Below are 23,492 nucleotides of genomic sequence, written 5' to 3'. Positions count from 1 at the left end.
CCGATGATTTGCAGGATGACCCCATGACCGCCCCCCGCCTCGAGGTGCTGACGATCGGCAATGCCATCGTCGATGTGATCGCCAATGCCGACGACGCATTCCTGGCCGAACAGGGCCTCGACAAGGCATCAATGCGCCTGATCGACGAGGCGGAGGCGGTGCGGCTTTATGGCCTGATGGGACCGGGCCGCGAGATCAGCGGCGGATCGGCCGGCAACACTGCCGCGGGCTTGGCCGCACTCGGCATCCGCACCGGGTTCATCGGGCAGGTCGCCAGTGACGAGCTGGGCGATATCTACAAGCATGACATCGAGTCGCAGGGCATCGATTTTCTGGTCACTCCGCGCGGCGACGTCGGTGCGACGGCGCGCTGCCTGATCCTGGTCACGCCCGATGCGCAGCGGACGATGAACACCTTCCTTGGCGCCGCCCAGAAACTGTCGCGCGAGGCGTTCGACATCGAGGCCGTCGCCGACGCCGCCATCGTCTACCTCGAAGGCTATCTGTGGGATCCGGAAGTTCCGCGGGCGGCCATGGAAGCGGCAATCGAGATCGCGCGTGGCGCTGGCCGAAAGGTTGCCTTCACGCTGTCCGACAGCTTCTGCATCAGCCGCCATCGCGCCGATTTCCTCCGCCTGATCGACGAGGGGAAGATCGACATCCTGTTCGCCAACGAAGCCGAGATCGGCGAGATGGGCGGCACGTCCGACTTCGAGGCGGCGGTCGCGACCTTCGCGGCGAAGGTGCCGACGCTGGTCGTGACCCGAAGTGAAAAAGGCGCGATCGCCATTCGCGGCGGGGAGCGTGTCGACGTTCCGGCCGAACCGATCGAGCGGCTGGTCGATACGACCGGCGCGGGCGACCTGTTCGCGTCAGGCTTTCTTGCCGGCGTTGCCCGCGGGCTCGATCTGGAAACGTCGCTTCGGCTTGGCGCCATCGCCGCCGCCGAGGTCATCCAGCACTATGGGGCGAGGCCGGAAAAGGACCTGAGGGTCCTGGCCGGCGATTTGATCAAATAGGTCGAAAGCTCCCCGCCCTTACGACGGGGAGCGTCCGGACGTTACGCAACCTGGACGTTGACGGCGCTCGAACGGCCGCGGCCGTCGTCCTGGACTTCGTACTGGACGCGCTGGTCGCGATCGAGCGTGCGAAGGCCGGCGGCCTCCACGGCGCTGATGTGAACGAAGGCGTCGCCAGTGCCGTCCTCCGGCTGGATAAAGCCGTAGCCCTTGTCGGCATTAAAGAATTTCACGGTTCCGGTAATCATGATGTCATTCCTTCTGGACCGCCGATCATCGGCGGCCAACGCTAGGAGAGGCGAGAGAGAGGAATGAGGAGCCGCTGAGCACCAAAGACCGTCCAAAGCGACTGATAGCGTGGCCCTTGTGCGCCCTTTGCCTGCAAAACACAAACCGCGCCCGATCAGGCGAGTGCCTGACCAGTCATTCGGATAGGGTGAGCGACGGTCCCGCGCGTCGCATTTTTCATCTCGTAAACGAAGGCTTCGAGCTCGGCCGGCGACGCTCCCTTCGCCAAGCGGCTAACGATGGCGGAACCGGAAATGACGCCCGCCGCGCCGCTGGCGAGGGCTTCATGAACATGGGCTGGCGTTGCAATGCCGAACCCCAGCACAGGCGGCGGTGCACCTGCCCGGTCGAGCGCTTCGAAGAGCGAGCCATGATCGAGCGCGAGTTGCTGGTCCGCGCCGGTGACGCCGGCGCGGGCGACGCAATAGGTATAGCCTGACGATAGCTCCGCGATGCGGGCCAGCGCCGAGGCCGGCGTGTTGGGTGCGGCGATCATGACGAGGTCGAGCCCGGCGGTCCGTGCTGCCGCGGAAAAGCGCGGTGCTTCAAGGCTGGGAACATCGGCGACCAGCAGGCTGTCGACCCCCGCAATGGCAAGATCGCCTGTGAATTGATCAAGACCGCGCGCCACCGCGATGTTGGCGTAGGTCAGGATGCCGATAGGAATATCCGGGTGGCGGGCCCTCAATCCGGCGATGAGGTCGAAGCAGTCGGCAACCCGCACGCCGGCACGAAGCGCGCGTTCAGCAGCGGCTTGGATGACCGGTCCGTCGGCAACCGGATCACTAAACGGGATGCCAAGTTCCAGCATGTCAGCTCCGCCCGCGACCAGCGCCTCGAGCGCCAGCGCGCTTCGATCGAGGTCGGGGTCGCCAAGCATCAGGAACGCGCCGAATGCCCCTTCGCCGGCCTCCCGGCAGCGATCGAACATGGCGGCGTAGCGGGTCATGCCACGGCCTTCAGGCGCTTGCCGCCAACCAGATGCTGCGCCTGGGCAACGTCCTTGTCGCCGCGCCCGGACAGGTTGACGAGCAGGATCGGATCGTCGTCACGTTCTTCCGCCAGCTTCAGCGCGTGGGCGAGTGCGTGGCAGCTTTCGAACGCACCGACGATCCCTTCCGATCGCGCCAGCGCCTGGAACGCCGACAGCGCGTCATCATCCTCGACGCCGACGTAGCGGGCCCGGCCGATGTCCTGCAGATGCGCATGTTCCGGCCCGACCGCGGGATAATCGAGGCCCGCGCTGACCGACCAGGTGTCCTCGATCTGGCCGTCCTCGTCCTGGAGCACGAGGGTCTCGCACCCGTGGAGGATGCCGAGCCGCCCTTTCTGGAGCGTCGCGCCATGATCACGCCCCGACAGGCCCTTGCCCGCCGCCTCGACGCCGATGATCTCGACTCCCCCATCGCCGACGAAGTCGCTGAACAGGCCGATCGCGTTGGAACCACCACCGACGCAGGCGATGACGGCGTCGGGCAAGCGCCCCTCGACGTCGAGGATTTGCTCGCGCGCTTCCTTGCCGATGACGCGCTGGTATTCGCGCACCATCAGCGGAAAAGGGTGAGGTCCGGCGACCGTGCCGAGCAGATAGTGCGTGTCGGCAAAGCTGGCGGTCCAGTCGCGCAGCGCCTCATTGACCGCATCCTTCAACGTCCGCCCGCCGGAGGTGACGGGCACCACCTCCGCGCCCATCAGCTCCATCCGGAAGACGTTGAGCTGCTGCCGCTCGACGTCGTCGGCGCCCATGTAGATCCGTGTCCGAAGCCCGAACAGGGCACCGGCCAGTGCCGTCGCCACGCCATGCTGCCCGGCGCCCGTTTCGGCGATCAGCCGCGTCTTGCCCATCCGCCTGGCGAGCAGTCCCTGGGCTAGGACCTGGTTGGTTTTGTGCGCGCCGCCGTGAAGCAAATCCTCGCGCTTCAGGTAGATTCGCGCTCGTCCCGCGCCCAGGTTGCGGCAGCGGGTCAGCGGCGTCGGCCTTCCGGCATAGGTGGTCAGCAGCCCGTCGAGCTCGACGCGGAATGCATCGTCTTCCTGGGCGTCGAGAAACGCCGCCTCGAGCTGCTCGAGCGCGGGGACGAGTATCTCGGGAACATAGGCGCCGCCGAAGCGGCCGAATCGTCCATCAAGCTTCATGGTCACCCCGCGTCCTGGGACGGAGCGCGGCGAACAAGGCCTCGACCTTGCCGCGGTCCTTGCGTCCGGGCGCTTCCTCGACACCCGAGTTCACGTCGATCGCATGGGCGCCAAGGCTGGCCGCCGCACGGGCATTGGCCGGCCCGATCCCGCCGGCGATGACGGCGTTCCTAAGGTCCTCACGCCCGTCGAGCAGCGACCAATCGAAAGCGGTGCCGGTGCCGCCGCTTTGCCCGTCGCGGACCGTATCGAACAAAGTGCGGTCGGCGCCGGTCCGGCCGGGTGGGACTCGCGACGCGCTGACCCCGCATACGGCCCACAATTCCGTTTTCTTGGGCAAGCGCGCTCGAAGCGCCGCGAGCGCCGCTTCATCCTCCTCGCCATGGAGCTGTACCGCGTCGAGCCGCAGCGCCTCGACCGCCCGGGCCACCTCGTCGGCGCCGGCGCCGCGAAACACGCCGACCGTCTTCATGCCCATTTCGCTCGCCGTCATCGCCAGCGCGCGGGCTTCACCGACGCCCACGGCGCGCGGCGTGCCGGGCACCATGACCAGCCCGGCATGGCTGGCGCCCGCCCGGCCTGCCAGCGCGACGTCCTCGATCCGGGTCAATCCACACAGCTTGACGCGACCATGCACCATCGCCCGCGCCGCCTGCGCGATATCGGGTGCCGCCATCAGCGAGGAGCCGACCAGGAACGCATCGACCAGGGGGGAAAGCCGCTCGACATCGCCGCGGGTCGCGATGCCCGATTCGGCGATCGCGATGATGCCACGAGGGATCAGCGGCGCCAGTCGCTCGGTCACCGCCAAGTCGGTTCTCAGCGTCTTGAGGTCGCGATTGTTGATCCCAACGATCGACGCCCCAAGCGCCACGGCGCGCTGCAATTCAATTTCGTCATGGACCTCCACGATCACCTCCATCGCCAGTCGCGCCGCTTCCGCCATGACCGCGACCGCCGCGTGGTCGTCGAGCACCGACATCATCGCCAGCACGGCGTCAGCACCAGCGGCCCGGGCTTCGCTGACCTGCGCGGGATCGACGATGAAATCCTTCGCTAGGATCGGCCCGCCGAACCGCTGGCGAACCGCCCTGAGGTCACCAAGCGAACCGCCGAAATCCTCACCGTCCGTCAATACACTGATGGCGTCGGTGACCGGCGCGTAGGCTGCCACCGCCTCCGCAATGGTGACGGCGCTGCGATGGCCGGAAGGCGATGCGCGCTTATATTCCATGATGAAGCGGGCACCCGGCCGAGACAGGGCCGCGCGAAGGCTGCGCGGGGTCGGGTCGGACGGAACCGGACCGTCAAGCCGTGCCGCGACTTCGGCCCGTTTGCGAGCGACGATCCGGGCAAGCACATCAGCCATGACTGGCCTCCGCGTAGCGATCGAGGACCCGGCCGCCGGCGCCGGTCAGCAGTGCCTCCCGCGCCTGCCCCGCCGCATCCTTCAGGCTCGACGCCTTGCCCGCGGTCAGCAGCAGCGCGGCAGTGTTGAAGATGACGATGTCGTTGTCCGCCTGCTCGCCCTTGCCGTCGAGCAGGCTGCGTAGCCGGGCGCCGTTCTCATCCGCGTCACCACCGGTGACCACGCTGAGCGGCGCGCGGACCAGGCCGGCGTCCTCCGGGGCCAGTTCCAGTTCCGTCATCTGCCCGTTCGACAAGCGGATCGCCCGCGATTCGGCGTGGAGTGCCAGTTCATCCAGTCCCGAACCATGCACCACCAGCGCCTCCTTCACTCCGACCGCATCGAGCGTCTGCGCAATCCGCCGCAGCATGCGCGGATCGGCGACGCCCAGCAACTGTACGGGCGGACGGGACGGATTGATGCACGGTCCCAGCAAATTCATGACCGTTCGAACCGATAATTGTCGGCGGACCAGCGCCGCGTGCTTCATTCCGGGGTGGTAGGCGGGGGCAAACAGGAAGCAGAAGCCCGTGTCGTCCAAAGCAGCCCGCGCGGCGGCGGGACTGAGCTCCACCTTGACACCGACGGCTTCCAGGACATCGGCCGATCCGCACCGCGAGCTGACGCTGCGGTTGCCATGCTTGGCGATGGGAAGTCCGGCCGCGGCCGCGACGAAGGCCGCCGCGGTCGACACGTTGATCAGCCCGCTGCCGTCGCCGCCGGTGCCGCAGCAGTCTGCGTACAGATAGTCGGGTCGTTCGAACGGGGTTGCAGCGGCCGACAGAGCATGGGCTGCGCCGATCATCTCCTCGCTGGTTTCGCCTTTCATGCGCAGCGCGATCAGCATGCCGGCGATTTCGGCCGGTTCGAGCTTGCCGATGACCAGCCGTTCGAACAGGTGCTGGCTTTCCTCGCTGGTGAGGTCTTCCCCTGCCAGCAGCTTGGGTAGGGGATTGGGGACCGGACCATGATCCTCGAACGCGGCGGGATCGGGCTGCAGGGTCAGGACGGTGGCGGCTTGCTGGATCATGATCATCTCTCGCTTCGGCGAATTCAGGCAATAAAAAAGCCCGCCGGTGGGCGGGCTTCGGGTCGTCGGTTGGCGGTCCGCTAAAGGGTCACCAGCCGCGCCATCGCGCCGCCGAAAGCGTGCACGACCACCACCACAGGCCGGCATTGCCGAGGGTCGAAGAAAGGGTCGCGCTGATCATCGGCCAAGCATCGCGGCGGTACCGCAAAGTGTCAAGCAGTACGGGTCCGCCCCATTGTCGCGCTTGACGCGTGCGCAACCGGCGTCTTGAGCGCGCGGGTGGAACGGTTCGATGCGATCATCCTCGGCGCGGGCGCCGCCGGCCTGATGGCCGCGCGAATCGCCGGCCAGCGCGGCCGGCGAGTGCTGCTGGTCGACCACGCCGACGCGCCGGGAAAGAAGATCCTCATCTCCGGCGGCGGCCGGTGCAACTTCACTAACATCCATACCGCACCCGACCGCTTCCTGTCGGCCAACCCGCATTTCATGAAGTCGGCGCTCGCCCGCTATGCGCCGCGCGACTTCCTCGACCTGGTCGAACGCCACGGCATTGCTTGGCACGAAAAGACGCTGGGCCAATTATTCTGTGACGGCTCGGCCCGGCAGATCGTCGACATGCTGTGGGGCGAATGCGCCGCCGCCGGCGTGACGCTGTGGCTTGGCGAGGGCGCGTCGGTGGGCCGGGACGGCGATGGCTTCAGGGTCGAGACCCCGACCCGATCCGCCGGGGCGCCCTCCCTTGTCATCGCCACCGGCGGACCGTCGATCCCGAAGCTTGGCGCCAGCGATTTTGCCTATCGGACGGCCAAGCAATTAGGCCTGAAACTGGTTGAACCGCGCCCGGCGCTGGTGCCGCTCACCCTGTCGGGGATGAAGCGCTGTTCAAAACCTTGTCGGGCGTCGCTACCGAAGTCGTCGCGACCGCCGCGCACGGACCGCCGTTTCGCGAGGCGGCGCTGTTCACCCACCGCGGCCTGTCGGGCCCGTCGATCCTGCAGGTTTCGAGCTATTGGCGAAACGGTGAGCCGATCGCGGTGGACTTCCTGCCCGATGCGCCACCCGGCTGGCTGGCGGCCGCAAAGCGTGACGATCCGCGACGATCGATCCTCCGCCAGCTTGAGCAGGCGCTGCCGACGCGGCTGGCGGAAACATTGTGCGACAAGATCGGCGTCCGCGGTGCGCTTGGTGGTCTTGGCGACCGTGCGCTCAACGACGCAGAAGCCCGGCTTCGGCGCTGGATCTTCACACCCAACGGCAGCGAAGGTTACGCCAAGGCCGAGGTGACCGTCGGCGGCGTCTCGACTGCCGAACTCAATAGCCGCACGATGGCCGCCACCCGGGTGCCTGGCCTGTACGTCATCGGCGAGGCGGTCGACGTAACCGGCTGGCTCGGCGGCTACAACTTCCAATGGGCCTGGGCCAGCGGAGTGGCGGCCGGCGAGGCCCTTTAGTTCTCGGTGAAAGACCGTCGGATCGCGCCGCTCAGCGGCTCGAACGCATATTGCAACGCCGTCCGCTTGCGCAATGGAATCTCGATGCTGACCGGAATGCCGGCACGAAGCGTGTGCGGACCGCGAAGCTCATGGACCTTGTTGATCTCGTCCAAGGGCACCGAGACCGACGCGGTGTAGAAGGTCTCGCCGGTCCGTTCATCGGTGAACGCGTCGGCCGAAAGGCGGGTGACCTTTCCCTTCAATGCAGGAAGCGACCGTTCGTGCAGGGTGAAGAAGCGGACGTAAGCGAGTTGTCCCGGCCCAATGTCGTCGGCGTCGTTGGGCGACACCTTCCCCTCGATGGTCAGCGGGACGCGGTCCGGAACGATATCCATCAGCTTCTGGCCTGGCGTGATGACGCCGCCCGGGGTGAAGACGAGCAGGCCGGTCACCGTGCCGCTGACCGGGGCACGGATGTCGACCCGATTGAGCTGGTCGCGGGCGGCCTCCCATTTCGGCATGGCGTCCGCAAGTGACGCCTCGACGTCGCGCAGGTCGCTGGCGACGCGTTCGTAGTAGCTGCTGCGGGCCTGGAGGATTTCGAGACGGCTCTCACCGGCCTGGCTGCCGGACGAGGCGACGGTCGCCAGATATTGCCCGCGTTGCCCCTGGAGGTCGGCCTTGGCCCGTTCGAGTGCGCGCACCCGGTTGATCGACACGAAACCCTTTTCGGCGACCGAGCGCAGGCTGTTCAGTTCGTCGTCGATCAGCTTCAACTGTTCGTCGATGGCGACAACCTGGCGGCTGTAGCCCTGGCCCTGGCTCGACGCCTGGGCAGTGCGCTGGCCAAGCACGCTCTGCTGGGCGTTGAGCACCGCGCTTCGCGTGCGCAGCTGCGACAGCTGCAGGCGCATCGCCCGATCCGCGTCGAGCCGGTCCTCGCCCGTCAGCGCGGCGAATTCGGCCGGCGGCGCGATCCGGCCGCTGCCCGACTGTTCGGCGCGCAACCGGGCACGCTGGGCAAGGAGCGAGATCGCCTGGCCGGCAATGGCGCGTTCCTGCGCGCGAACATCGGCGCCGGCAAGCCGGATGAGGACCTGTCCCTTCTCGACACGCTGCCCCTCCTTGACCGCGATCTGGGCGATAACCCCGCCTTCGCGGTGCTGGATGGACTGGCGTTCCCCCGCCACCACCAGCTTGCCCGGCGCCATCGCAACGGCATCGAGACGCGCGATCGCCGCCCAGCCAAGGAACAGGACGAAAAAGAGGCCTGCGATGATCAGGCCGATCTTGATGTCACCATCGGGCTCGGTCGCCGCGTGAAGATTGGTCACTGGCGAGAGCGACACCTGCCGGTGCCGGGATGGAAAACCCGCGCCGCCGCGGCGCTCGATCATGTTCATGCTCATTATCCCTGCGCCGACACGCGCTTCTTGGGCGGCGCCAGCTTGCTCAACACCTCGTCGCGTGCACCGTACATTGACAACTGCCCGTCCCGGACGACCAGAAGCTTGTCGACCACCGGAAGGACGCTCAGCCGATGGGCAACGATCAGGATGGTCTTGCCCTGCGATTTAAGCGCCTCGAGGGTATGGGTAAGCTGCGCGTCGCCCTCCGCGTCGAGGCTGGCGTTCGGTTCGTCGAGGATGACGTAGCGCGGCGAGCGAAACAGCGCGCGGGCAAGCGCGATGCGCTGCGCTTGGCCCGCGGAAAGCCCGCGGCCGCCGAGCGAGAGCGGATGATCGTAGCCGCCTGGCAACTGCAGGATCATGTCGTGGGCGCCGGCCAGCAACGCCGCCGCCACGGCCTGGTCGTCGAGCGTCCCGGCGTCCTCCCCCGCCGCTGCATGGAACCGGGTGATATTGTCCTTGATCGTCCCGGCCAGCAGCACCGTTTCCTGCGGCATGAACCCGACATGGTCGGCCAGTTGCTCCGGGTCCCAGTCCTGCTGCTCCGCGCCGTCGAAGCGGATGTGGCCGACCGTCGGCCGGATGGCGCCGGCGATCGCGCGGACCAGCGTCGACTTGCCGGCGCCGCTGGGGCCGACGATGGCGATGACCTCCCCGGGCGCCACCTGGAAGCTGACGTTGGCGAGGATCGGTTTCTGGCCGGGTCCGGCAGCGACGCCCAGCCCCTCAACCTGCAGTCGTCCCTTGGGGTCGGGAAGGCGCGTGCGCGCGATGTCCGGGGGTGTTGCGGCGAACAGCTCGTCGAGGACAGTGATCGCGCCCCGCGCCTGGATGATCGAGCGCCAGCCGCCCAGCAGCTGGTCGATCGGCGCCAGCGCCCGGCCGACGATGAACATCGAGGCGAAGATCGCACCGGGGCTGATCTTGGCGCTGATAGCGAGCAAGGCGCCGACCCCGAGCGCAAGGGATTGAAGCAAGAGCCGGACGAACTTCGATTCCGCCGTCAGCCGGGCCGAGCGCATGCCGGCTTCGGTTTGAAGCGCGAGCATCGCCTGCCGGTCGGCGATGTGGCCCTGCACCAGCGCTTCACGCATGCCGAGCGCGCGAACCACATCGGCCGACCCGACCGACGCGTCATAGGCGGCATAGGACCGCCCCGCGGCGGCGTTGGCCTCTTGGAGCGGTTGCCGCGTGATTTGCTCGTTACGCCAGGCAAGATAGGCGATTAGCGCCGCACCGCCGAGCGTGAGCACGCCGACCCAGGGGTGAATGAGGAACGCCATGACGACATAGACGGGAACCCACGGCGCATCGAGCACGCCGAGCAGCCCCGGACCGTTCAGCGCCTGGCGCAGCGTGTCGAATTCGCGAAGTGCCTGCCGCGCCAGCCGCTGGCCGCTGTCGGGCTGTTGCAAAGTCGCGCGCATGATCGCGCCGGCCAGAGTCTCGTCGAGCCGCGCGCCGGCACGCACGAGCAGGCGGGTGCGGATCGCGTCGAGCGCCGACAAAGTGACGAGCGCGAAAACCAGCACCAGCGTCAGGAACAGAAGCGTCGTGATTCCGTGCGACGGAACGACGCGGTCGTAGACCTGCAACATGTAGAGCATCGGTGCGATGAAAAGCAGGTTCATCGCCGCGCTGAACAGCGCCGCATATTTGAAATGGCGCCGGCACGCGTCGAGCGCGATCTTGACCGTGACACTGTCGCGTAAGGAAGAAGGCAAATACAATTCGGATACCTCGGGCGCCGCCGCGCCTTGCGCTGGCAAGGCCGGGACATTGCCCCGCGGGGCAAGGCGAAAGCAAGGGCGGAACAAGAAGGGGCGCTCCCGTTATGGGAAGCGCCCCGTCCCGTTCAAATCTTCCGATCAGATCAGAAGATGAAGTCCGACGACTGGACCGAGTTGACGCCCAACAGGACGATCGCGAAGTCCGGCGTGCCGCCGTTGGTGTTGCCAAGGACGACCGTGACATGTCCGGCAGCACCAGGGCCGTCGACACCATCGAGGTCAATGCCCAGCGCCGCTTCCGCCGCGGTCATATTACCGAACGTGCGGATGCTCAGGTCGCCGATTGCCTTGTTGGCAGCGTGGCCTTTCCAGTCAAACGCCTGGTCACCCAGCTTCAGCGCGTTGGCGTCGATGGCCGACAGGTCGATCTTGTCGCTGCCCGACTGGAAGTCGGTGATGACGTCGATCGAGATGTTGCCGACCTTCGACGAGACCTTGCCCGCGCTGTCGATTTCGCCGACGAACGTGTCGTTGCCGGCACCGCCCGTCATGAAATCGCGACCCGTGCCGCCGATCAGGCGATCGTTGCCCGCCCCGCCGTAGAGATAGTCGGCACCGGCACGTCCCTCGAGCGTGTCATTGCCGGCATTGCCCCACAGCTTGTTCGACACGTCGTTGCCGATCAGCTTGTCGTTGCCGCCGCCGCCGACACCATTTTCGATGATGGCGCCATAGGCGATGCCCACGTTGTCGGTCAGGCGACCGCGGAAGTCCGGCTGCGCCGCGAGGGCCGCCATGTTCGCATCGTAGGTCGACTTGGCGATCGGGGCGTAGCCCGCGGCCGCGCGGTTGGCATTGACCTGCTCAAAGCTGAGCGTCGCCAGGGCTTCGGCATAGGTGATGCCACCAATGCTGCTGAGCGAGCCCGGGGTCAGGTCGATGACCTGGTCGACATTGTAGCCCGACGCGTCGAGCGTGTCGTTGCCACCGGCATCCCAGATCGTCATCGTCGGCCACGGCGTCTTGGTGAAGTCGTAATGATCGCGACCGGCGTTCGAGTTGAAGCCGTAGACCGTGTCGCCGGTGCGCGTCGTCGTGTCCACGCCGTACATCGCCTGGGCGGCGAGGATGTCGTGGATCATCGGGGTCGAGCCGTAGGCGATCGACATCAGCGACCAGTCGAAGTCGCGGGTGACGACGCCGGTCGAGGTCGAACCCAGATCGCGCGGGTTCCAGTACGACATGATGGTGTAGTTACGTGCGTCCTGCGCATATTCCGCGCCGTTGCCGTAGGTGACCGCGAAACCGGGCCCGAAGTTGTATCCGCCCGGATGCGACAGGCCGAGGCTGTGGCCGATTTCGTGAACCAGCGTGTTGAGGCCATAAAGACCTTCGTCGAACTGGAAGTTTGAGGCCTGGGCCGTCGAAACCCACACGTCACCGGCGAGGCCCGCGATCGAGTAGGTGCCGTAATAGCCGTCGAAATTGTTCGCGTAGCCCGACGTCGGGATGCGCGAATAAGCCTGGGTGTTCGGCGAGTTGGTCAGGTTGCCGAAGTTGATGTCGCCTTCATAGGCACTGGTTTCGACGAAGGTGACCGCAACGACATCGTCCCAATTCTGCATGGCTTCACGCGTCGCGGCACGCTGCGCCTCGTTGAAGGCACCAAATTGGAAATATTCGGAGAAGGCATAGAGCGTGGTCACACCCTGCGCGTTCGGCCGCGTGTAGATGTAGCCGTTGTCGATCAGGCTCTGCTGGTTTTCATGAAAGCCATAGGTGATGACGGTCGGATCGCCACTGCGCGTGATGAGGTCACCGGTGCCAGTACCCCACTGGCCGCTGGTGCGATTCAGATAGGCAGCGATCTGTTCAGCAGTCCAAATCTGCTTGCCGTTGGCAGTGCCGCCGGCGAGCGGATCGAGCGACGCGTCGTCGTGATCGTCGTGAAACGTGCCCACTTCATAATTAGCCATTCAATTTCCCCTCAGCAAAGTCACATATGGCTGCACCCGTCCCCAAAGGAGGACGAACGAAGAGCGGACGCCCATCAGCTCGATCGGCGGCTCAGGTCAGCGATGTTGGATTGATGGATTCCGGGACCACGCAACTGAACCAAATTCGCCCTCCCGGAATTTCTCTCGCAAAATCAGCTACTTTTGCGAATAGTGGGGAGCTTATGGGCAGCTTGATTAGAGTCAACAACTTATTAAGCCGATTGGGCATTTTCTCGAAACGGGACGTTAACGAACGCGATTTTCCGGCAATTTTGCCACGAACCAGGAAGGGCAAAGGCATGAGGAATACGACGATTGGTGCGATGCTCGTCAGCCTGGCTGGGTGCACCCCGGCCACTGAACGGGCCGATCGCACCGCGCCAGCGGTGGCGAACGAAGATGGTGCCCGCCAAGCCGCCAAACCGGTGACGCCCAACAGCGACATCCAGCTTTCCCCCGTGTCACCACCCGCGGAGGTCGATCCAGTCCGCAACGAAGTCGGGAACGAAACGCCCGGCTAAGTAAGGCATGAATGATAGCGCGTCTGCTTACCGCAACCGGACACCTATCCATAGCGTCCGCGGCAGGGCCCGCTCGATGACGCCGCTGGCGCTCACCGCTGCTTCGACAGATTGGTCGAACAGGTTCTCGCCACGAAACTCAAGGGCGACGCGGCTGCTCAGGGGAGTGAAGCAAACCCGTCAAAGGTCACGGCGGGGTCGAGACGCCGTGAATTGAGGTCGTCCTCGAACTGTGCGGACAGCAACCGGCCAGTCACCGAAACGTCCAGATCGCGTACGCTTGACCAACCGATGGTCGCCGACAGCTGGTGCCTCGGCGTTTGGGCCGGGCGTTTGCCGTCGAGCGAGGCGGCCGCACCGGTGCCTTCCACGCGCGCATCGACGAAGGCATAGGACAGACGGGCATCGAACGTGCCGAGTTTTCCGGCGACGTCCGCCTCGAACCCCCGGGAGAGGATCGAATCGAGGTTCTGGCGCTGGCGATAGGCCCCACCCGTCCCAACGAAACCGACGATGGGGAAGACGCCCGGTCCGGTGCCAAGCGTCACATTGGCGATCGCCCCATCGAGACGGGCGGTGTAGCCCGTCACCGACGCATTCCAGTCGGTCGCAAGATAGACATCGCCGCCGACCTCCGCGCCAACCATGGTCTCCGGGTCCAGTTCGGCATTGGGGGCGGTCGCGTCGGCGCCGGCGCGGAACGGACGATAGAGCTCGTTCAGGGTCGGCAGTCGCCAGCCGCGATAAGCGGCGGCGCGCAAGGACAGTCGCGACGTGACCGCCACCTCTCCGGCCAGCCGGCCGCTTGCTTGCCAGCCGCCACGATCATTGAACTGCATGTCGGTCAGTATCGGCCCGTCCAGAGACTGCTGAACGAATGTGCCGTTGCCGATTGCCCATCGATCGACGCGGCCGCTCGCGTTCAGCGTAGCTGCTCCCCTGGCAACGCTCGCGGCGGCGAACATCCCCACGGTTCGCGAGCGGCCGCCCGCTTCCCGCTTCCGCGTCGGCTCGCCCGCCACGAACTGATAATTTTCCCTGGTCGTCCCGCTGACGAAGCGCCCGTCGGCGCCCAGGCGGAATCCAATCGGACCGTGGGTTGGCGAGATCTCGGCGCGGAATCCAAGGCCGCGCGACGGCACGCTGTACTGATCGAGCGTTTGGGTTGAACTCGTCCGGCCTTCATCGATGCTGCTGAAGCTGGACGCGAAATTGCGGAACTGGGCGTAAACGAGCGTGGACCATCGGGTAGCGCCCTTGCCGACGACCCGTAGCGACGTATCGAAGCCCTTGCCGCGGTTACTTGTGAACGGCACGCCGCGGTCGCGCCGGTCATCAAACGCACCGAGGCTCAATTGCGCTTCGGTGGTGCCGATATCCTGGACGATCCGTGCCGAGCCGGACGATTGGCGGTAGGGCGCCGGTCGATCGATGGGGCCACGATCCGCGGCACGGACAGGGACGAATCCATCGCCACGCGCCACCGCCCCGGACAGGGTTACGAAACGGCCCGCCGAGGGAAGAAGCAGGCTGGCCCGCGCGTCAAGGCTATCGCGGCTCCCGGCAGCGAGGCTGCCAGCGATCCTCGCCTCGGACCCCGGCGCAGCGCTTTCAAGTTCGACCGTGCCGGCCAGTGCGCCGGGACCGAAATAGGCGCTCCCGCCTCCGCGCGTAACGCGGAGCAAGCCGATCCGTTCGGTCGAGTAGGCGGGGAAGCTGATCCACCCTCCGAATGGATCGCCCTGCGGAACCCCGTCGAGCAGAAGCAGGGCCCGTGACGAGGCATTGCCGCCCAGCCCGCGCAGGGTGATCGATTGATTCGTGGCATGGCTCGACCGCGAATCCGACCTTCGAAAACCCAGCGCGCCGGCAGCATCGCGCAGGACGTCCTCCAGCCGGCCACTGGCCGATTGCCCGATCCGCGATTGGTCGATCACGACCGTCGCCGCCCCCGCAGCGTCACCCGACGGCAAGCCCCGCCCGTGACGATGACCTCGTCTGGCTCGGCCTGGGCGAGAAGCATGAGGAGAAGCATCAAAGGACCAGACTGGCGATCGAGTGGCGGAGCGGGAGGGATTCGAACCCTCGATACGGTTTTGCCGTATACTCACTTTCCAGGCGAGCGCCTTCGACCACTCGGCCACCGCTCCGCATTAATCCAACCAGATCGGCCTGGAAGCGCGTGCGTTTAGGCGGGGATCGACGATCGGGCAAGCTTGCCGGGACGCGGCCTCCCACTCTATGCGATCTGACCATGACGCGGCGCTTCGATCATCCCCCACTGCCGAGGAGATCGAGGCGATCGCCCGGCTTGCGCTCGAGGGATTGGCGGAGCCCTTCGCCTCGCACTTGCGCGACGTTGTGCTGTTGATCGAGGAAGAGGCGGATGCAGATTTGCTCGCCGACCTTCTTATCGACCATCCGCTGGAATTGACCGGCGTCTACGAAGGCATCCCGATCGGCGACAAGAGCGTCACCAGCAGCGGGACCCTGCCCGACCGAATCCGCCTGTTTCGCGCCGCGATCCTCGATGAATGGGTCAGCGAGGGCGAATCCCTGGAACATCTCGTCAGGCACATCCTGATTCACGAGGCGGGTCACCATTTCGGATTCAGCGACGAGGAAATGCACGCGTTGGAAGCCGACGCATGATGCTGCTCAACGGGACGGGCCTGGCGCTGGTGCGCGGCGGACGGCTTCTTTTCGAAGGTCTCGACGTCAGCCTGGATCGGGGCGGAGGGCTCCACCTGACCGGTCCGAACGGAGCGGGAAAATCCAGCCTGATCCGCGTGATCGCCGGCCTGTTGCGGCCGACGGCGGGCGCGATCGAAAGGCCCGCGGTCGCGCTGGCCGACGACCATCTGTCGCTGGACAGGGAATTGTCGCTGCGCCGCGCGCTCGGGTTCTGGAACGTGCCAAAGCTCAACGGCGCACTGGACGCGCTCGACCTGTCCAGGCTGGCCGACGTCCCCGTCCGCCTGCTGTCGTCGGGACAGGCGCGCCGGGCACGACTGGCGCGGGTGCTGGCCAGCGATGCGCCGCTGTGGCTGCTCGACGAGCCGTTCAACGGGCTCGACGCCAGCAGCGGTGAGCGGCTTCGTCTCGCCATCGACCGGCACCGCAAGACCGGGGGCGCGGTCGTCATCGCCAGTCACCAGCCGCTCGCCGATTCGTGGCAGGAAATGGTGCTGTCCGGATGATCAGTCGGATGATCGTGCGCGACGTCCGCCGCGGCTTGTCGGGGGCGCATGGCTGCCCGTTGCCTTTTTCATGCTGGTCGCAACGATCGTCCCCTTCGCGGTCGGCCCCGATGCGCAGCTTCTCGGCCGCATCGGTGGCGGCGCGCTGTGGATCGCGGCGTTGACCGCCGCCTTGCTGCCGATAGAACGGCTGGTCGAGCCCGACCGTGCGGACGGTGTCCTCGACCAGCTCGCGCTTGCAGGAGTGACCGAGGAAACCATCGGCGCCACGAAGATTGTCGCCCACTGGCTGACCTTTGGGCCGCTGCTGCTGCTTGCCGCCATCCCGGCGTCGATCATGGTCGCGATCGACGGCGATTCGCTGCTGCGCTGCCTCGTCGCGCTCGCGATCGGGACGCCCGCACTTGCCGCCCTTTCGGTCGCGGTCGCCGCGCTGACAGCCGGCTTGCCAAGGGCCGGCGCGCTGGCAGGGTTGCTCATGCTGCCGCTCGCAGTGCCGCTGTTGATCTTCGGCGCAGCGGCGACGGGCGCTGATTCAGGCAGCGCGCTGAAGCTTGAGGCGGCGGTGGCGATGCTGCTGGTCGCCGGCGCGCCGTTCGTCACGGGCGCGGCGATCCGCGCGGCGCGAACCTAGTCCTTCGACCAGCGCGCGAAAATGGCGGTCGGCAACAATAGCCCGCGCGCTTCTTCGCGCACCGCCATCTCGCCGCATTCGACCGTTCCGCCAAGGTCGGCCGTCAATTGCCGGAGCAACTCGCCAATGCTCAACGCCGACATCCGCACCGCATAGACGGTGAGCACCAGGAACCGGCTGTCACCGTCGAGCAGGCGCCGGCAGTCGGCGAGCAGCGGCGCGAGATGTTCTTCGAGCCGCCAGACTTCCCCCGTCGGCCCGCGCCCGAACTTGGGCGGGTCGAGGAGGATGCCGTCGTAGCGGCGCTCACGGCGCACTTCGCGCGCGGTGAACTTGGCGGCGTCGTCGACGATCCAGCGAACCGGCCGGTCGGCGAGTCCGGACAGGCTGGCATTGGCGCGGCCGCCCTCCACTGACTTCTTCGACGCGTCGACATGGACCAGCCGCGCCCCGGCCTCGCTGAGCAGAAGCGTTCCAACCCCGGTGTATCCGAAGAGGTTGAGCACGTCGGCATCGGCAGCGCGGTCGCGCATCCAGTCCCACTGCGGCGCCATGTCCGGGAAAAAGCCGAGGTGGCGGAATGGCGTCAGGCTGGCGTGGAATCGCACGCCGTCACGCGTCAGGGGCCAGCTTGCCGGTACAGGCCGGTGCTGGACCCAGCGGCCGCCGCCATCCTCATCGGATCCCGGGACGAAGGTCGCATCCGGCGACCAGTCGGCAACCGCCGGCGCCCACATCGCCTGCGGCTCCGGGCGAACGACGGTGACCTTGCCGTATCGCTCCCACTTCTGACCGTCGCCGCTGTCGATCAGGCCCCAATCGGCCCAGGGTTCGGCGACGATCGTCTTCAGCTCGCCAAGGCTCATGCGGCGATCGCCCGGCTTTCCCCGATCGAGGCGTCGGCGCGCGGCCCGGCAAGCGCGGCCTGGCCCGCCGCGCGGGCGGCGTTGACATCGACCCCGCGGAGTTCGGCCAGCATTTCGTCGGCGGTCATGATCCGGCCGAAGATCTCGATCGATCGTGCCATCGAGTCCGCGCGCCCCTGCGGCGTTTCGAGCGCCATCAGCAACCCGGCCTCGACCTGCGCCCGAGCTCGTTTGAGTTCGGCCTCGCTGAGGTTCTCGGCGGCGCGGGCGATGGTGTCGTTGGCCAGGGCGATCGCCTCCCCCGCGCGCGTCTTGTCGGTCGACAGGTTCACCGCGAACAGGCCGGTATCGGCGAAGCCCTGCGTCCACGCGTATATCGAATAGGCAAGGCCGCGATCCTCGCGCAGGTCCTGGAACAGGCGCGACGACATGCCGCCGCCGACCGCTTGGGCGAACAGCGACAGCGCGGGCGAGCGTTCGTCAGACGCGGGCAGCCCGGGAAGTGCGAAGGCGAGATGGGTCTGTTCCGACGCGCGCCGGTCGCGGCGCATACCGCCTTCGAAGGTGGCGGACGGGATAGGCGGTGCCTCACCGCCCGACAGGTCGCCGAACAACGCTTCCGCCAGGTGAAGGATATGCCCCGGGTCGACCTTGCCCGCGGCGGCGATGACGAGCCGGTCCGGACGGTACTGATCCGCAAGCCAGGCTACGCAATCCTCGCGTTTCGCGGCGCGGATGGTTTTCTCGACGCCCAGCACCGGTCGGGCGATCGGCTGCGCACCGAACGCCGCTTCGAACAGCCGGTCGTGAATCAGGTCGTCGGGCGCGTCGAGGCATTCGCCGAGCTCCGAGAGAATGACGAGCTTCTCGCGCTCCAGCTCGTCCGCGTCGAGGCGGGGATCGCGAACCAGGCTTGCAATCAGCTCCAGCGCCAGCCCGACGTCGGGTGCAAGGGTCCGCGCGTGAAACACCGTCTGGTCGCGCGCGGTCCAGGCGTTCAGCGAGCCGCCGACGTCCTCGATCGCCTCGGCGATCCCACGCGCATCGCGGCCGCCGGCACCCTTGAACACCATATGTTCGACGAGGTGCGCGAGACCGCCCAGCCGCTCCGGCTCCGAGCGGGAGCCTACCGCGGCGTAAAGCCCGATCGACGCCGACTGGGCATCGGCCATTCGGTCGATGGCGACCGTCACGCCGTTGGACAGGCGGGTCAGTTCGGCCGTCATTGCGCCGGCTCCTTCGCCCACTGTTTGCGTAGCGCGAGGACGTAGATCACCAGCGCGATGGCGGCGAACAGGAACCATTGCACGGCATAGGCCCGGTGGTTGTTGGGGATCGATTCCAGCGAGGGCGGCGCGCTCGCTTCCAGTCCGCCGAGACCGGTCGTGGACACGAGACGCAGGCGATTGAGCTGGTCGGGACCGATGACGCCCTCGACGATGCCGCCCTTCCAGCTTGAGGCAGCGTTGGGGTCCTTGGACCAACCGGCCACGACGACCATGCCCGGTCCTTCGGCGCCGGTTCGGCAGTCGGCGATGCGTGCATAACCGGACTCGCCCTTCAGATTCTGTCCGGCGACGGAACGCCAGCCGACGATGTCGAGGCAGTGGCCGGTCGCCTTGCGGAAATAGGGCGGCTCATTCTTCGTCGGAAAAGTGGGGAAGGCGATGCCCGGCTGGCCTTGGGCAGTGCGGTAGGTCGCCAGCAACCCTTCCTTCCATGCGGCGCGCTGCAACTGCCAGATGCCGAGGCCGATCATCGTCGCCACCGCCGCGGCGACGAGGACCGTTGGAAGAAGTGGCAGGCGGCGGATCATGGGACGATCCGCCCCTCGCGGGCGCGGTGGCGATACTCCTGGAACAGCAGCGCCGCCTTCCCGATGCGCAGACCGGCCAGCGTCAGACCGATCCCGATGGGCAGCCAGACGAGATGGACCCAATAGGACGGGCTGTAGGCCGCATCGACGACCAGTGCCCCGACCGTCAGCAGCGTCCCGATGATCAGGATCAGGAACAGCGCCGGGCCATCCCCGACATTGAACGCCGCGAAGTCGAGTCCGCAGGTGCGGCACCTTGGCGCGAAGCGGGCAATGCCGGCGAAGAGCGTTCGCTCACCGCACTGCGGGCACAGGCCCAGCAGGCTCGCCGCCGGCAGTGACGGCGGGGCGCCGTTCATCACCCGTGCGTCGGCGCGCCCCAGCCGCCCCAGACGTAGATCGACACGAAGAGGAACAGCCAAACGACGTCGACGAAGTGCCAGTACCAAGCGGCGGCTTCGAACCCAAAGTGTTGCTTGGGCGTGAAATCACCCTTCACCGCGCGAAGGTAGCAAACGATGAGGAAGATCGTGCCGACCAGAACGTGGAAGCCGTGGAAGCCGGTCGCCATGAAGAAAGTCGACGAATAGATGTTGCCGCCGTTAGCCAGCTTAAAGGCGAAGGGCGCGTGGGCATATTCGTAGGCCTGGACCGCGCTGAACACGATGCCGAGCGCGATGGTGGCAAGCAGGCCCTTCTTGAGGCCCTCGCGATCGCCGTGAATCAGCGCATGGTGCGCCCAGGTGACGGTCGTGCCCGAACAGAGCAGGATCAGCGTGTTGAGCAGCGGGAAGCCGAACGGGTCGAGCACTTCCATGCCCTTGGGCGGCCACTGCCCGCCGACGGCGTCAACGCCCGATGGGAAAAGGGCGGCCGCAAAATAGGCCCAGAACCAGGCGACGAAGAACATCACCTCGGAGGCGATGAACAGGATCATGCCATAGCGCAGGTGGAGCGAGACCACCGGCGTATGATCGCCCGCGTGCGCTTCCTTGATCGTGTTCGACCACCAGCTGGCCATCGTCACCAAGACCATGGCGAGGCCGGCGAAACCGACGAACGCGCCGTAGGGGTTGTCATGCATCCACATCACCAAGCCGCCGAAAAGGGCGAGCGAGGAGAAGGCGCCGATGATCGGCCAGGGATCGGGCGGAAGGATATGATAATCGTGGTTCTTGGTCGCGGCCATGTGTCTCGTTCCTGTTGTTGGCAGCGGCTCTAGCCGCCACCGCGATCAGTTTCCAGTGGGGTAGAAGGTGTAAGACAGCGTAATTTCGTCGATGTGCTTGGTCGATTCATCGTCGCGTATCTTGGGATCGACGAAGAACACGATCGGCATCCGGACGCTCTCGCCCGGTTTCAGCGTCTGCTCGGTAAAACAGAAACACTCGATCTTGCTGAAATAGGGACCGGCCTGTTCCGGGGTGACGTTGAACGTCGCCTGCCCCGTCGTTGTCCGCGCGCTGTAGTTGGTGGCCTCGTAGAAGACGGTGGTACGCGCGCCGGGCTGCACCCGGACGGTCGACTGCACCGGCACGAACTTCCAAGGCAGCGACGGTTGGATGTTGGCGTCGAAGCGGACGCCGACCGATCCCGCGATGACCTTGTCGGGCGCGGCGACGACCCGCATCGGAGTGCCACCAAAGCCCGTGACCTGGCAGAAAATCCGGTAAAGAGGCACGCTGGCGAAGGCGAGCGCCAGCATTGCCGCGGCGAACAACGCCGCGCGCAGGGCTACCTTGCCGTTGCGCTGGGCGAGATCCGTCATTGGTTGATGGTCATCTTGGCGATGGTGATGGCGAACATCAGCACGACGAACAGGCCGAGCAGCAGGGCCATGACCCGGGCGCGGCCGGCCTGGCGGCGGCGAACCTCTGCGTCGGGAAGCGGGTCGGTCATGGGATCAGCCTTGCATCGATGACGAGCGCGCCGAACAGCGCGAAGAGGTAGAGAACGGAATAGCCGAACAGCCGCTTTTCCGGCTTCATCTTCGCGGGGTCGGTCGCCTTGTTGGCGAGTACGGCGGCGGCGAACAGAAGGAACAGCGCGTTGAGCGCGATCGACGCGGCGCCGTAAATCCAGCCGGTGAGGCCGAGCGGCCACGGCGCAATCGCCGCGGCGACCATCGGCAGGGTGTAGAGGAATGCCTGGCGCCGCGTCGATTGCAGGCCGGCGACGACCGGCATCATCGGCACCCCGGCGGCGGCATAGTCCGACTTCACGAACAGCGACAGCGCCCAGAAGTGCGGCGGCGTCCACAGGAAGATGATCGCGAACAAGAGCACGGGCAGAAGCGTCACGTCGCCGGTCGCGGCGGCCCAGCCGATCAGCGGGGGAAACGCCCCCGCCGCGCCGCCGATGACGATGTTCTGCGCCGTTCGCCGCTTCAGCCACACCGTGTAGATCACGACGTAGAACAGGATCGAGACGGCCAGGATCGCCGCGGCGAGATGGTTGGTAGCGATGTCCATCAGCACGACCGAAAATGCGGATAGACCGACGCCAAAGTGGAGCGCCGACCGTGGCTCCATCCGGCCCGCGGGCAGCGGCCGGCCGGCGGTGCGCTTCATCTTCTTGTCGAGGTCGGCTTCATACCATTGGTTGAGCGCCCCGGCCGCGCCCGCACCGAGCGCGATGCACAGAACGGCGGTGAAGCCGAGCACCGGATGAACCGGCACCGGCGCGGCGAGCAGCCCGCAAAGGCCGGTGAAGACGACCAGCGTCATGACGCGCGGCTTGGTCAGCGCGAACAGGTCGCGCCACTCCGCGGTCACCGCGGACGGCCGTTCGATGGGAAGGCTGGTCACGGGCGCGGCCTATAAGGTGTTGGAGCGCCCACGAAAAGGGCCATCGGCGGTTCACCAAAGCGGCGCTAGGGTGCGCGCCATGTTCACGCGAATCGCCCTGGCCGCGCTGGCCCTGTCCGCCCTTCCCGTCGCCGCCCTTGCGCAGACCGCGCCAGTGGCCGCCCCGGCCCCGGCACCGGCCGACGACCTGGTCAAGGTCGCGCTCGATACCAGTGCGGGCCGGATCGTGCTGGCGCTGGACCGCGGACGGGCGCCGCTGACGGTCGCCAACTTCCTCGCCTACGTCGATTCGAAGAAATATGACGGCGAGGCATTCTATCGCGCCATGCCCTACGGCGACGGCGGCCTGGTGCAGGGCGGCATCGTCACCGACGCACGCAAGCTTCGCAAGCCGGTGGCGTTCGAATCGACGACCAAGACCGGGCTGTCCAACGTCGCAGGGACCGTCGCCATGGCCGCTGCGGCTCCGGGTCAGGCCCAGGCCGACTTCTTCATCATGACCACCGACATCACCGGTTTCGACGGCGACAGCGGGTTCGCCGCCTTTGGCCGGGTGGTCGAGGGCATGGACGTCGTAAACAAAATCCTCGCCGCGCCTCGTTCACCGACCAAGGGCCTTGGCGCGATGAAGGGCCAGATGCTGGAACCGCGCATCAGGATCGTGAAGGCAGTGCGGGTCAAATAAGGCCCTAGTGCCTGGCGAACACCCGGGTCTTGCCGGCCTTGTCGAACAGGACGACGTCGTAGGGCATCTTGTGGTCGCCGTGCTCCATGCCCGGCGAACCCATCACCATGCCGGGAACCGACAGGCCGACGGCCCTGGGCTTTTCGGCCAGCAGGCGCTTCACGTCCGAAGCAGGCACATGGCCTTCGATGACATAGCCGCCGATCTGGCTGGTATGGCACGAGCGAAGCGCGTCGGGCACGCCAAGCTTGCGTGCGGTCGGCGTGACGTCGTCGGCGACCGTTTCGGTCACGGTAAAACCGGCTTTGCGCATATGTTCGACCCAATGCTTGCAGCAGCCGCACGTCGCCGAGCGGGTCACCGCGACCGTCGCCGCAGTCGCACTCGCCGCGCAGGACAGTAGCGCCAGCGGGGCGAGGGAGCGGAAGAACATCTGTCCAAGGGTAAGCATTGATCGAGATCCTTTCGACTTGAGCATAGATACCAATCCGTCCACGCTGGCCACGGCTAATT

The 23,492-nt window shown here is 66.5% G+C and carries 24 protein-coding genes, 1 tRNA gene and 1 pseudogene; 7 read left to right on the top strand and 19 right to left on the bottom strand.

The window, feature by feature from the left end; translation table 11 throughout:
- Nucleotides 1–23: 23 nt before the first annotated feature.
- Nucleotides 24–1,019 (top strand): adenosine kinase, encoded by a 996-nt coding sequence (locus H9L12_RS12780; protein ID WP_187542043.1) that lies wholly within the window; start codon nucleotides 24–26, stop codon nucleotides 1,017–1,019.
- A gap of 41 nt (nucleotides 1,020–1,060) precedes the next feature.
- Here H9L12_RS12780 and H9L12_RS12775 read toward each other — a convergent pair whose 3' ends face one another.
- The 5 genes from H9L12_RS12775 to trpD form a co-directional block, all read right to left on the bottom strand.
- On the bottom strand, nucleotides 1,061–1,267 hold the full coding sequence (locus H9L12_RS12775) for a cold-shock protein (protein ID WP_187542042.1): 207 nt from the start codon (nucleotides 1,265–1,267) through the stop codon (nucleotides 1,061–1,063).
- Nucleotides 1,268–1,422: 155 nt separating this feature from the next.
- Nucleotides 1,423–2,256: a tryptophan synthase subunit alpha gene (trpA, locus tag H9L12_RS12770; RefSeq protein ID WP_187542041.1), complete on the bottom strand. Its 834-nt coding sequence runs from the start codon at nucleotides 2,254–2,256 to the stop codon at nucleotides 1,423–1,425.
- A complete protein-coding gene (gene trpB, locus H9L12_RS12765) occupies nucleotides 2,253–3,443 on the bottom strand; it encodes a tryptophan synthase subunit beta (protein WP_187543297.1) in 1,191 nt (396 codons plus the stop codon). Before trpB ends, trpA begins: the two co-directional genes overlap by 4 nt.
- Entirely contained in the window at nucleotides 3,433–4,812 is a 1,380-nt protein-coding gene (gene trpCF, locus H9L12_RS12760) for a bifunctional indole-3-glycerol-phosphate synthase TrpC/phosphoribosylanthranilate isomerase TrpF (protein ID WP_187542040.1), read from the bottom strand. Before trpCF ends, trpB begins: the two co-directional genes overlap by 11 nt.
- Complete coding sequence (trpD, locus tag H9L12_RS12755) at nucleotides 4,805–5,881, bottom strand: anthranilate phosphoribosyltransferase (protein WP_187542039.1); 1,077 nt, start codon at nucleotides 5,879–5,881, stop codon at nucleotides 4,805–4,807. The genes trpCF and trpD overlap by 8 nt, the downstream gene beginning before the upstream one ends.
- Nucleotides 5,882–6,208: 327 nt before the next feature.
- Here trpD and H9L12_RS12750 point away from each other — a divergent pair.
- Nucleotides 6,209–7,332: pseudogene (locus H9L12_RS12750) on the top strand (BaiN/RdsA family NAD(P)/FAD-dependent oxidoreductase).
- On the opposite strand, the gene H9L12_RS12745 reads toward H9L12_RS12750, so the two are convergent.
- The 3 genes from H9L12_RS12745 to H9L12_RS12735 all read right to left on the bottom strand — a co-directional run bounded on the left by H9L12_RS12745 (nucleotide 7,329) and on the right by H9L12_RS12735 (nucleotide 12,429).
- A complete protein-coding gene (locus H9L12_RS12745) occupies nucleotides 7,329–8,711 on the bottom strand; it encodes an HlyD family type I secretion periplasmic adaptor subunit (RefSeq protein WP_187542038.1) in 1,383 nt (460 codons plus the stop codon). The pseudogene H9L12_RS12750 and the gene H9L12_RS12745 sit on opposite strands and share 4 nt — an antisense overlap.
- 11 nt (nucleotides 8,712–8,722) lie before the next feature.
- Nucleotides 8,723–10,447 carry a type I secretion system permease/ATPase gene (locus H9L12_RS12740; protein ID WP_187542037.1) on the bottom strand — a complete coding sequence of 575 codons (1,725 nt, stop codon included), beginning with the start codon at nucleotides 10,445–10,447 and terminating at the stop codon, nucleotides 8,723–8,725.
- A 149-nt stretch (nucleotides 10,448–10,596) separates the two neighbouring features.
- Complete coding sequence (locus tag H9L12_RS12735; RefSeq protein WP_187542036.1) at nucleotides 10,597–12,429, bottom strand: M10 family metallopeptidase C-terminal domain-containing protein; 1,833 nt, start codon at nucleotides 12,427–12,429, stop codon at nucleotides 10,597–10,599.
- 320 nt (nucleotides 12,430–12,749) lie between these two features.
- On the opposite strand from H9L12_RS12735, the gene H9L12_RS12730 reads away from it, so the two are divergent.
- Nucleotides 12,750–12,971 (top strand): hypothetical protein, encoded by a 222-nt coding sequence (locus H9L12_RS12730; protein WP_187542035.1) that lies wholly within the window; start codon nucleotides 12,750–12,752, stop codon nucleotides 12,969–12,971.
- A gap of 158 nt (nucleotides 12,972–13,129) precedes the next feature.
- On the opposite strand, the gene H9L12_RS12725 is transcribed toward H9L12_RS12730, so the two are convergent.
- Nucleotides 13,130–14,908, bottom strand: coding sequence for a TonB-dependent receptor plug domain-containing protein (locus tag H9L12_RS12725; RefSeq protein ID WP_246450419.1), 1,779 nt, complete (start codon nucleotides 14,906–14,908; stop codon nucleotides 13,130–13,132).
- A gap of 122 nt (nucleotides 14,909–15,030) precedes the next feature.
- Nucleotides 15,031–15,121: transfer RNA gene (locus H9L12_RS12720), tRNA-Ser, on the bottom strand.
- Between the two features lie 91 nt (nucleotides 15,122–15,212).
- Between H9L12_RS12720 and H9L12_RS12715 the strand changes: the two genes are divergently transcribed.
- The 3 genes from H9L12_RS12715 (at nucleotide 15,213) to H9L12_RS12705 (ending at nucleotide 16,805) form a co-directional block, all read left to right on the top strand.
- A complete protein-coding gene (locus H9L12_RS12715; protein ID WP_187542034.1) occupies nucleotides 15,213–15,623 on the top strand; it encodes a metallopeptidase family protein in 411 nt (136 codons plus the stop codon).
- The gene (gene ccmA / locus H9L12_RS12710) at nucleotides 15,620–16,171 is read left to right on the top strand and encodes a heme ABC exporter ATP-binding protein CcmA (protein ID WP_246450418.1); all 552 of its coding nucleotides are present in this window, start codon (nucleotides 15,620–15,622) and stop codon (nucleotides 16,169–16,171) included. Before H9L12_RS12715 ends, ccmA begins: the two co-directional genes overlap by 4 nt.
- 70 nt (nucleotides 16,172–16,241) lie before the next feature.
- The gene (locus H9L12_RS12705; protein WP_187542033.1) at nucleotides 16,242–16,805 is read left to right on the top strand and encodes a heme exporter protein CcmB; all 564 of its coding nucleotides are present in this window, start codon (nucleotides 16,242–16,244) and stop codon (nucleotides 16,803–16,805) included.
- Here H9L12_RS12705 and H9L12_RS12700 read toward each other — a convergent pair.
- Genes H9L12_RS12700 through H9L12_RS12670 form a run of 8 tightly spaced genes read right to left on the bottom strand, consistent with a single transcriptional unit; the run spans nucleotide 16,802 to nucleotide 22,213 of the window.
- Nucleotides 16,802–17,671, bottom strand: coding sequence for a class I SAM-dependent methyltransferase (locus tag H9L12_RS12700; RefSeq protein WP_187542032.1), 870 nt, complete (start codon nucleotides 17,669–17,671; stop codon nucleotides 16,802–16,804). The genes H9L12_RS12705 and H9L12_RS12700 overlap by 4 nt on opposite strands.
- On the bottom strand, nucleotides 17,668–18,897 hold the full coding sequence (locus tag H9L12_RS12695; protein WP_187542031.1) for a M16 family metallopeptidase: 1,230 nt from the start codon (nucleotides 18,895–18,897) through the stop codon (nucleotides 17,668–17,670). Before H9L12_RS12695 ends, H9L12_RS12700 begins: the two co-directional genes overlap by 4 nt.
- A complete protein-coding gene (locus H9L12_RS12690; RefSeq protein ID WP_187542030.1) occupies nucleotides 18,894–19,487 on the bottom strand; it encodes an SURF1 family protein in 594 nt (197 codons plus the stop codon). Before H9L12_RS12690 ends, H9L12_RS12695 begins: the two co-directional genes overlap by 4 nt.
- Nucleotides 19,484–19,846 (bottom strand): DUF983 domain-containing protein, encoded by a 363-nt coding sequence (locus H9L12_RS12685; RefSeq protein WP_187542029.1) that lies wholly within the window; start codon nucleotides 19,844–19,846, stop codon nucleotides 19,484–19,486. Before H9L12_RS12685 ends, H9L12_RS12690 begins: the two co-directional genes overlap by 4 nt.
- Nucleotides 19,846–20,676 carry a cytochrome c oxidase subunit 3 gene (locus H9L12_RS12680; protein ID WP_187542028.1) on the bottom strand — a complete coding sequence of 277 codons (831 nt, stop codon included), beginning with the start codon at nucleotides 20,674–20,676 and terminating at the stop codon, nucleotides 19,846–19,848. Before H9L12_RS12680 ends, H9L12_RS12685 begins: the two co-directional genes overlap by 1 nt.
- A 45-nt stretch (nucleotides 20,677–20,721) precedes the next feature.
- The gene (locus tag H9L12_RS12675; protein WP_187542027.1) at nucleotides 20,722–21,255 is read right to left on the bottom strand and encodes a cytochrome c oxidase assembly protein; all 534 of its coding nucleotides are present in this window, start codon (nucleotides 21,253–21,255) and stop codon (nucleotides 20,722–20,724) included.
- Nucleotides 21,252–21,386, bottom strand: coding sequence for a hypothetical protein (locus H9L12_RS14005; protein WP_281399786.1), 135 nt, complete (start codon nucleotides 21,384–21,386; stop codon nucleotides 21,252–21,254). The genes H9L12_RS12675 and H9L12_RS14005 overlap by 4 nt, the downstream gene beginning before the upstream one ends.
- Nucleotides 21,383–22,213 carry a heme o synthase gene (locus H9L12_RS12670; protein ID WP_246450745.1) on the bottom strand — a complete coding sequence of 277 codons (831 nt, stop codon included), beginning with the start codon at nucleotides 22,211–22,213 and terminating at the stop codon, nucleotides 21,383–21,385. Before H9L12_RS12670 ends, H9L12_RS14005 begins: the two co-directional genes overlap by 4 nt.
- A gap of 160 nt (nucleotides 22,214–22,373) precedes the next feature.
- Here H9L12_RS12670 and H9L12_RS12665 point away from each other — a divergent pair, with 160 nt between their 5' ends.
- On the top strand, nucleotides 22,374–22,979 hold the full coding sequence (locus H9L12_RS12665) for a peptidylprolyl isomerase (RefSeq protein ID WP_187542025.1): 606 nt from the start codon (nucleotides 22,374–22,376) through the stop codon (nucleotides 22,977–22,979).
- 4 nt (nucleotides 22,980–22,983) lie between these two features.
- Here H9L12_RS12665 and H9L12_RS12660 read toward each other — a convergent pair whose 3' ends face one another.
- Nucleotides 22,984–23,430 carry a DUF411 domain-containing protein gene (locus tag H9L12_RS12660; protein WP_187542024.1) on the bottom strand — a complete coding sequence of 149 codons (447 nt, stop codon included), beginning with the start codon at nucleotides 23,428–23,430 and terminating at the stop codon, nucleotides 22,984–22,986.
- Nucleotides 23,431–23,492 lie beyond the last annotated feature (62 nt).

Source organism: Sphingomonas rhizophila, assembly GCF_014396585.1.
Lineage (GTDB): Bacteria > Pseudomonadota > Alphaproteobacteria > Sphingomonadales > Sphingomonadaceae > Sphingomicrobium > Sphingomicrobium rhizophilum.
This window is presented reverse-complemented; position numbering and strand designations above follow the sequence as displayed.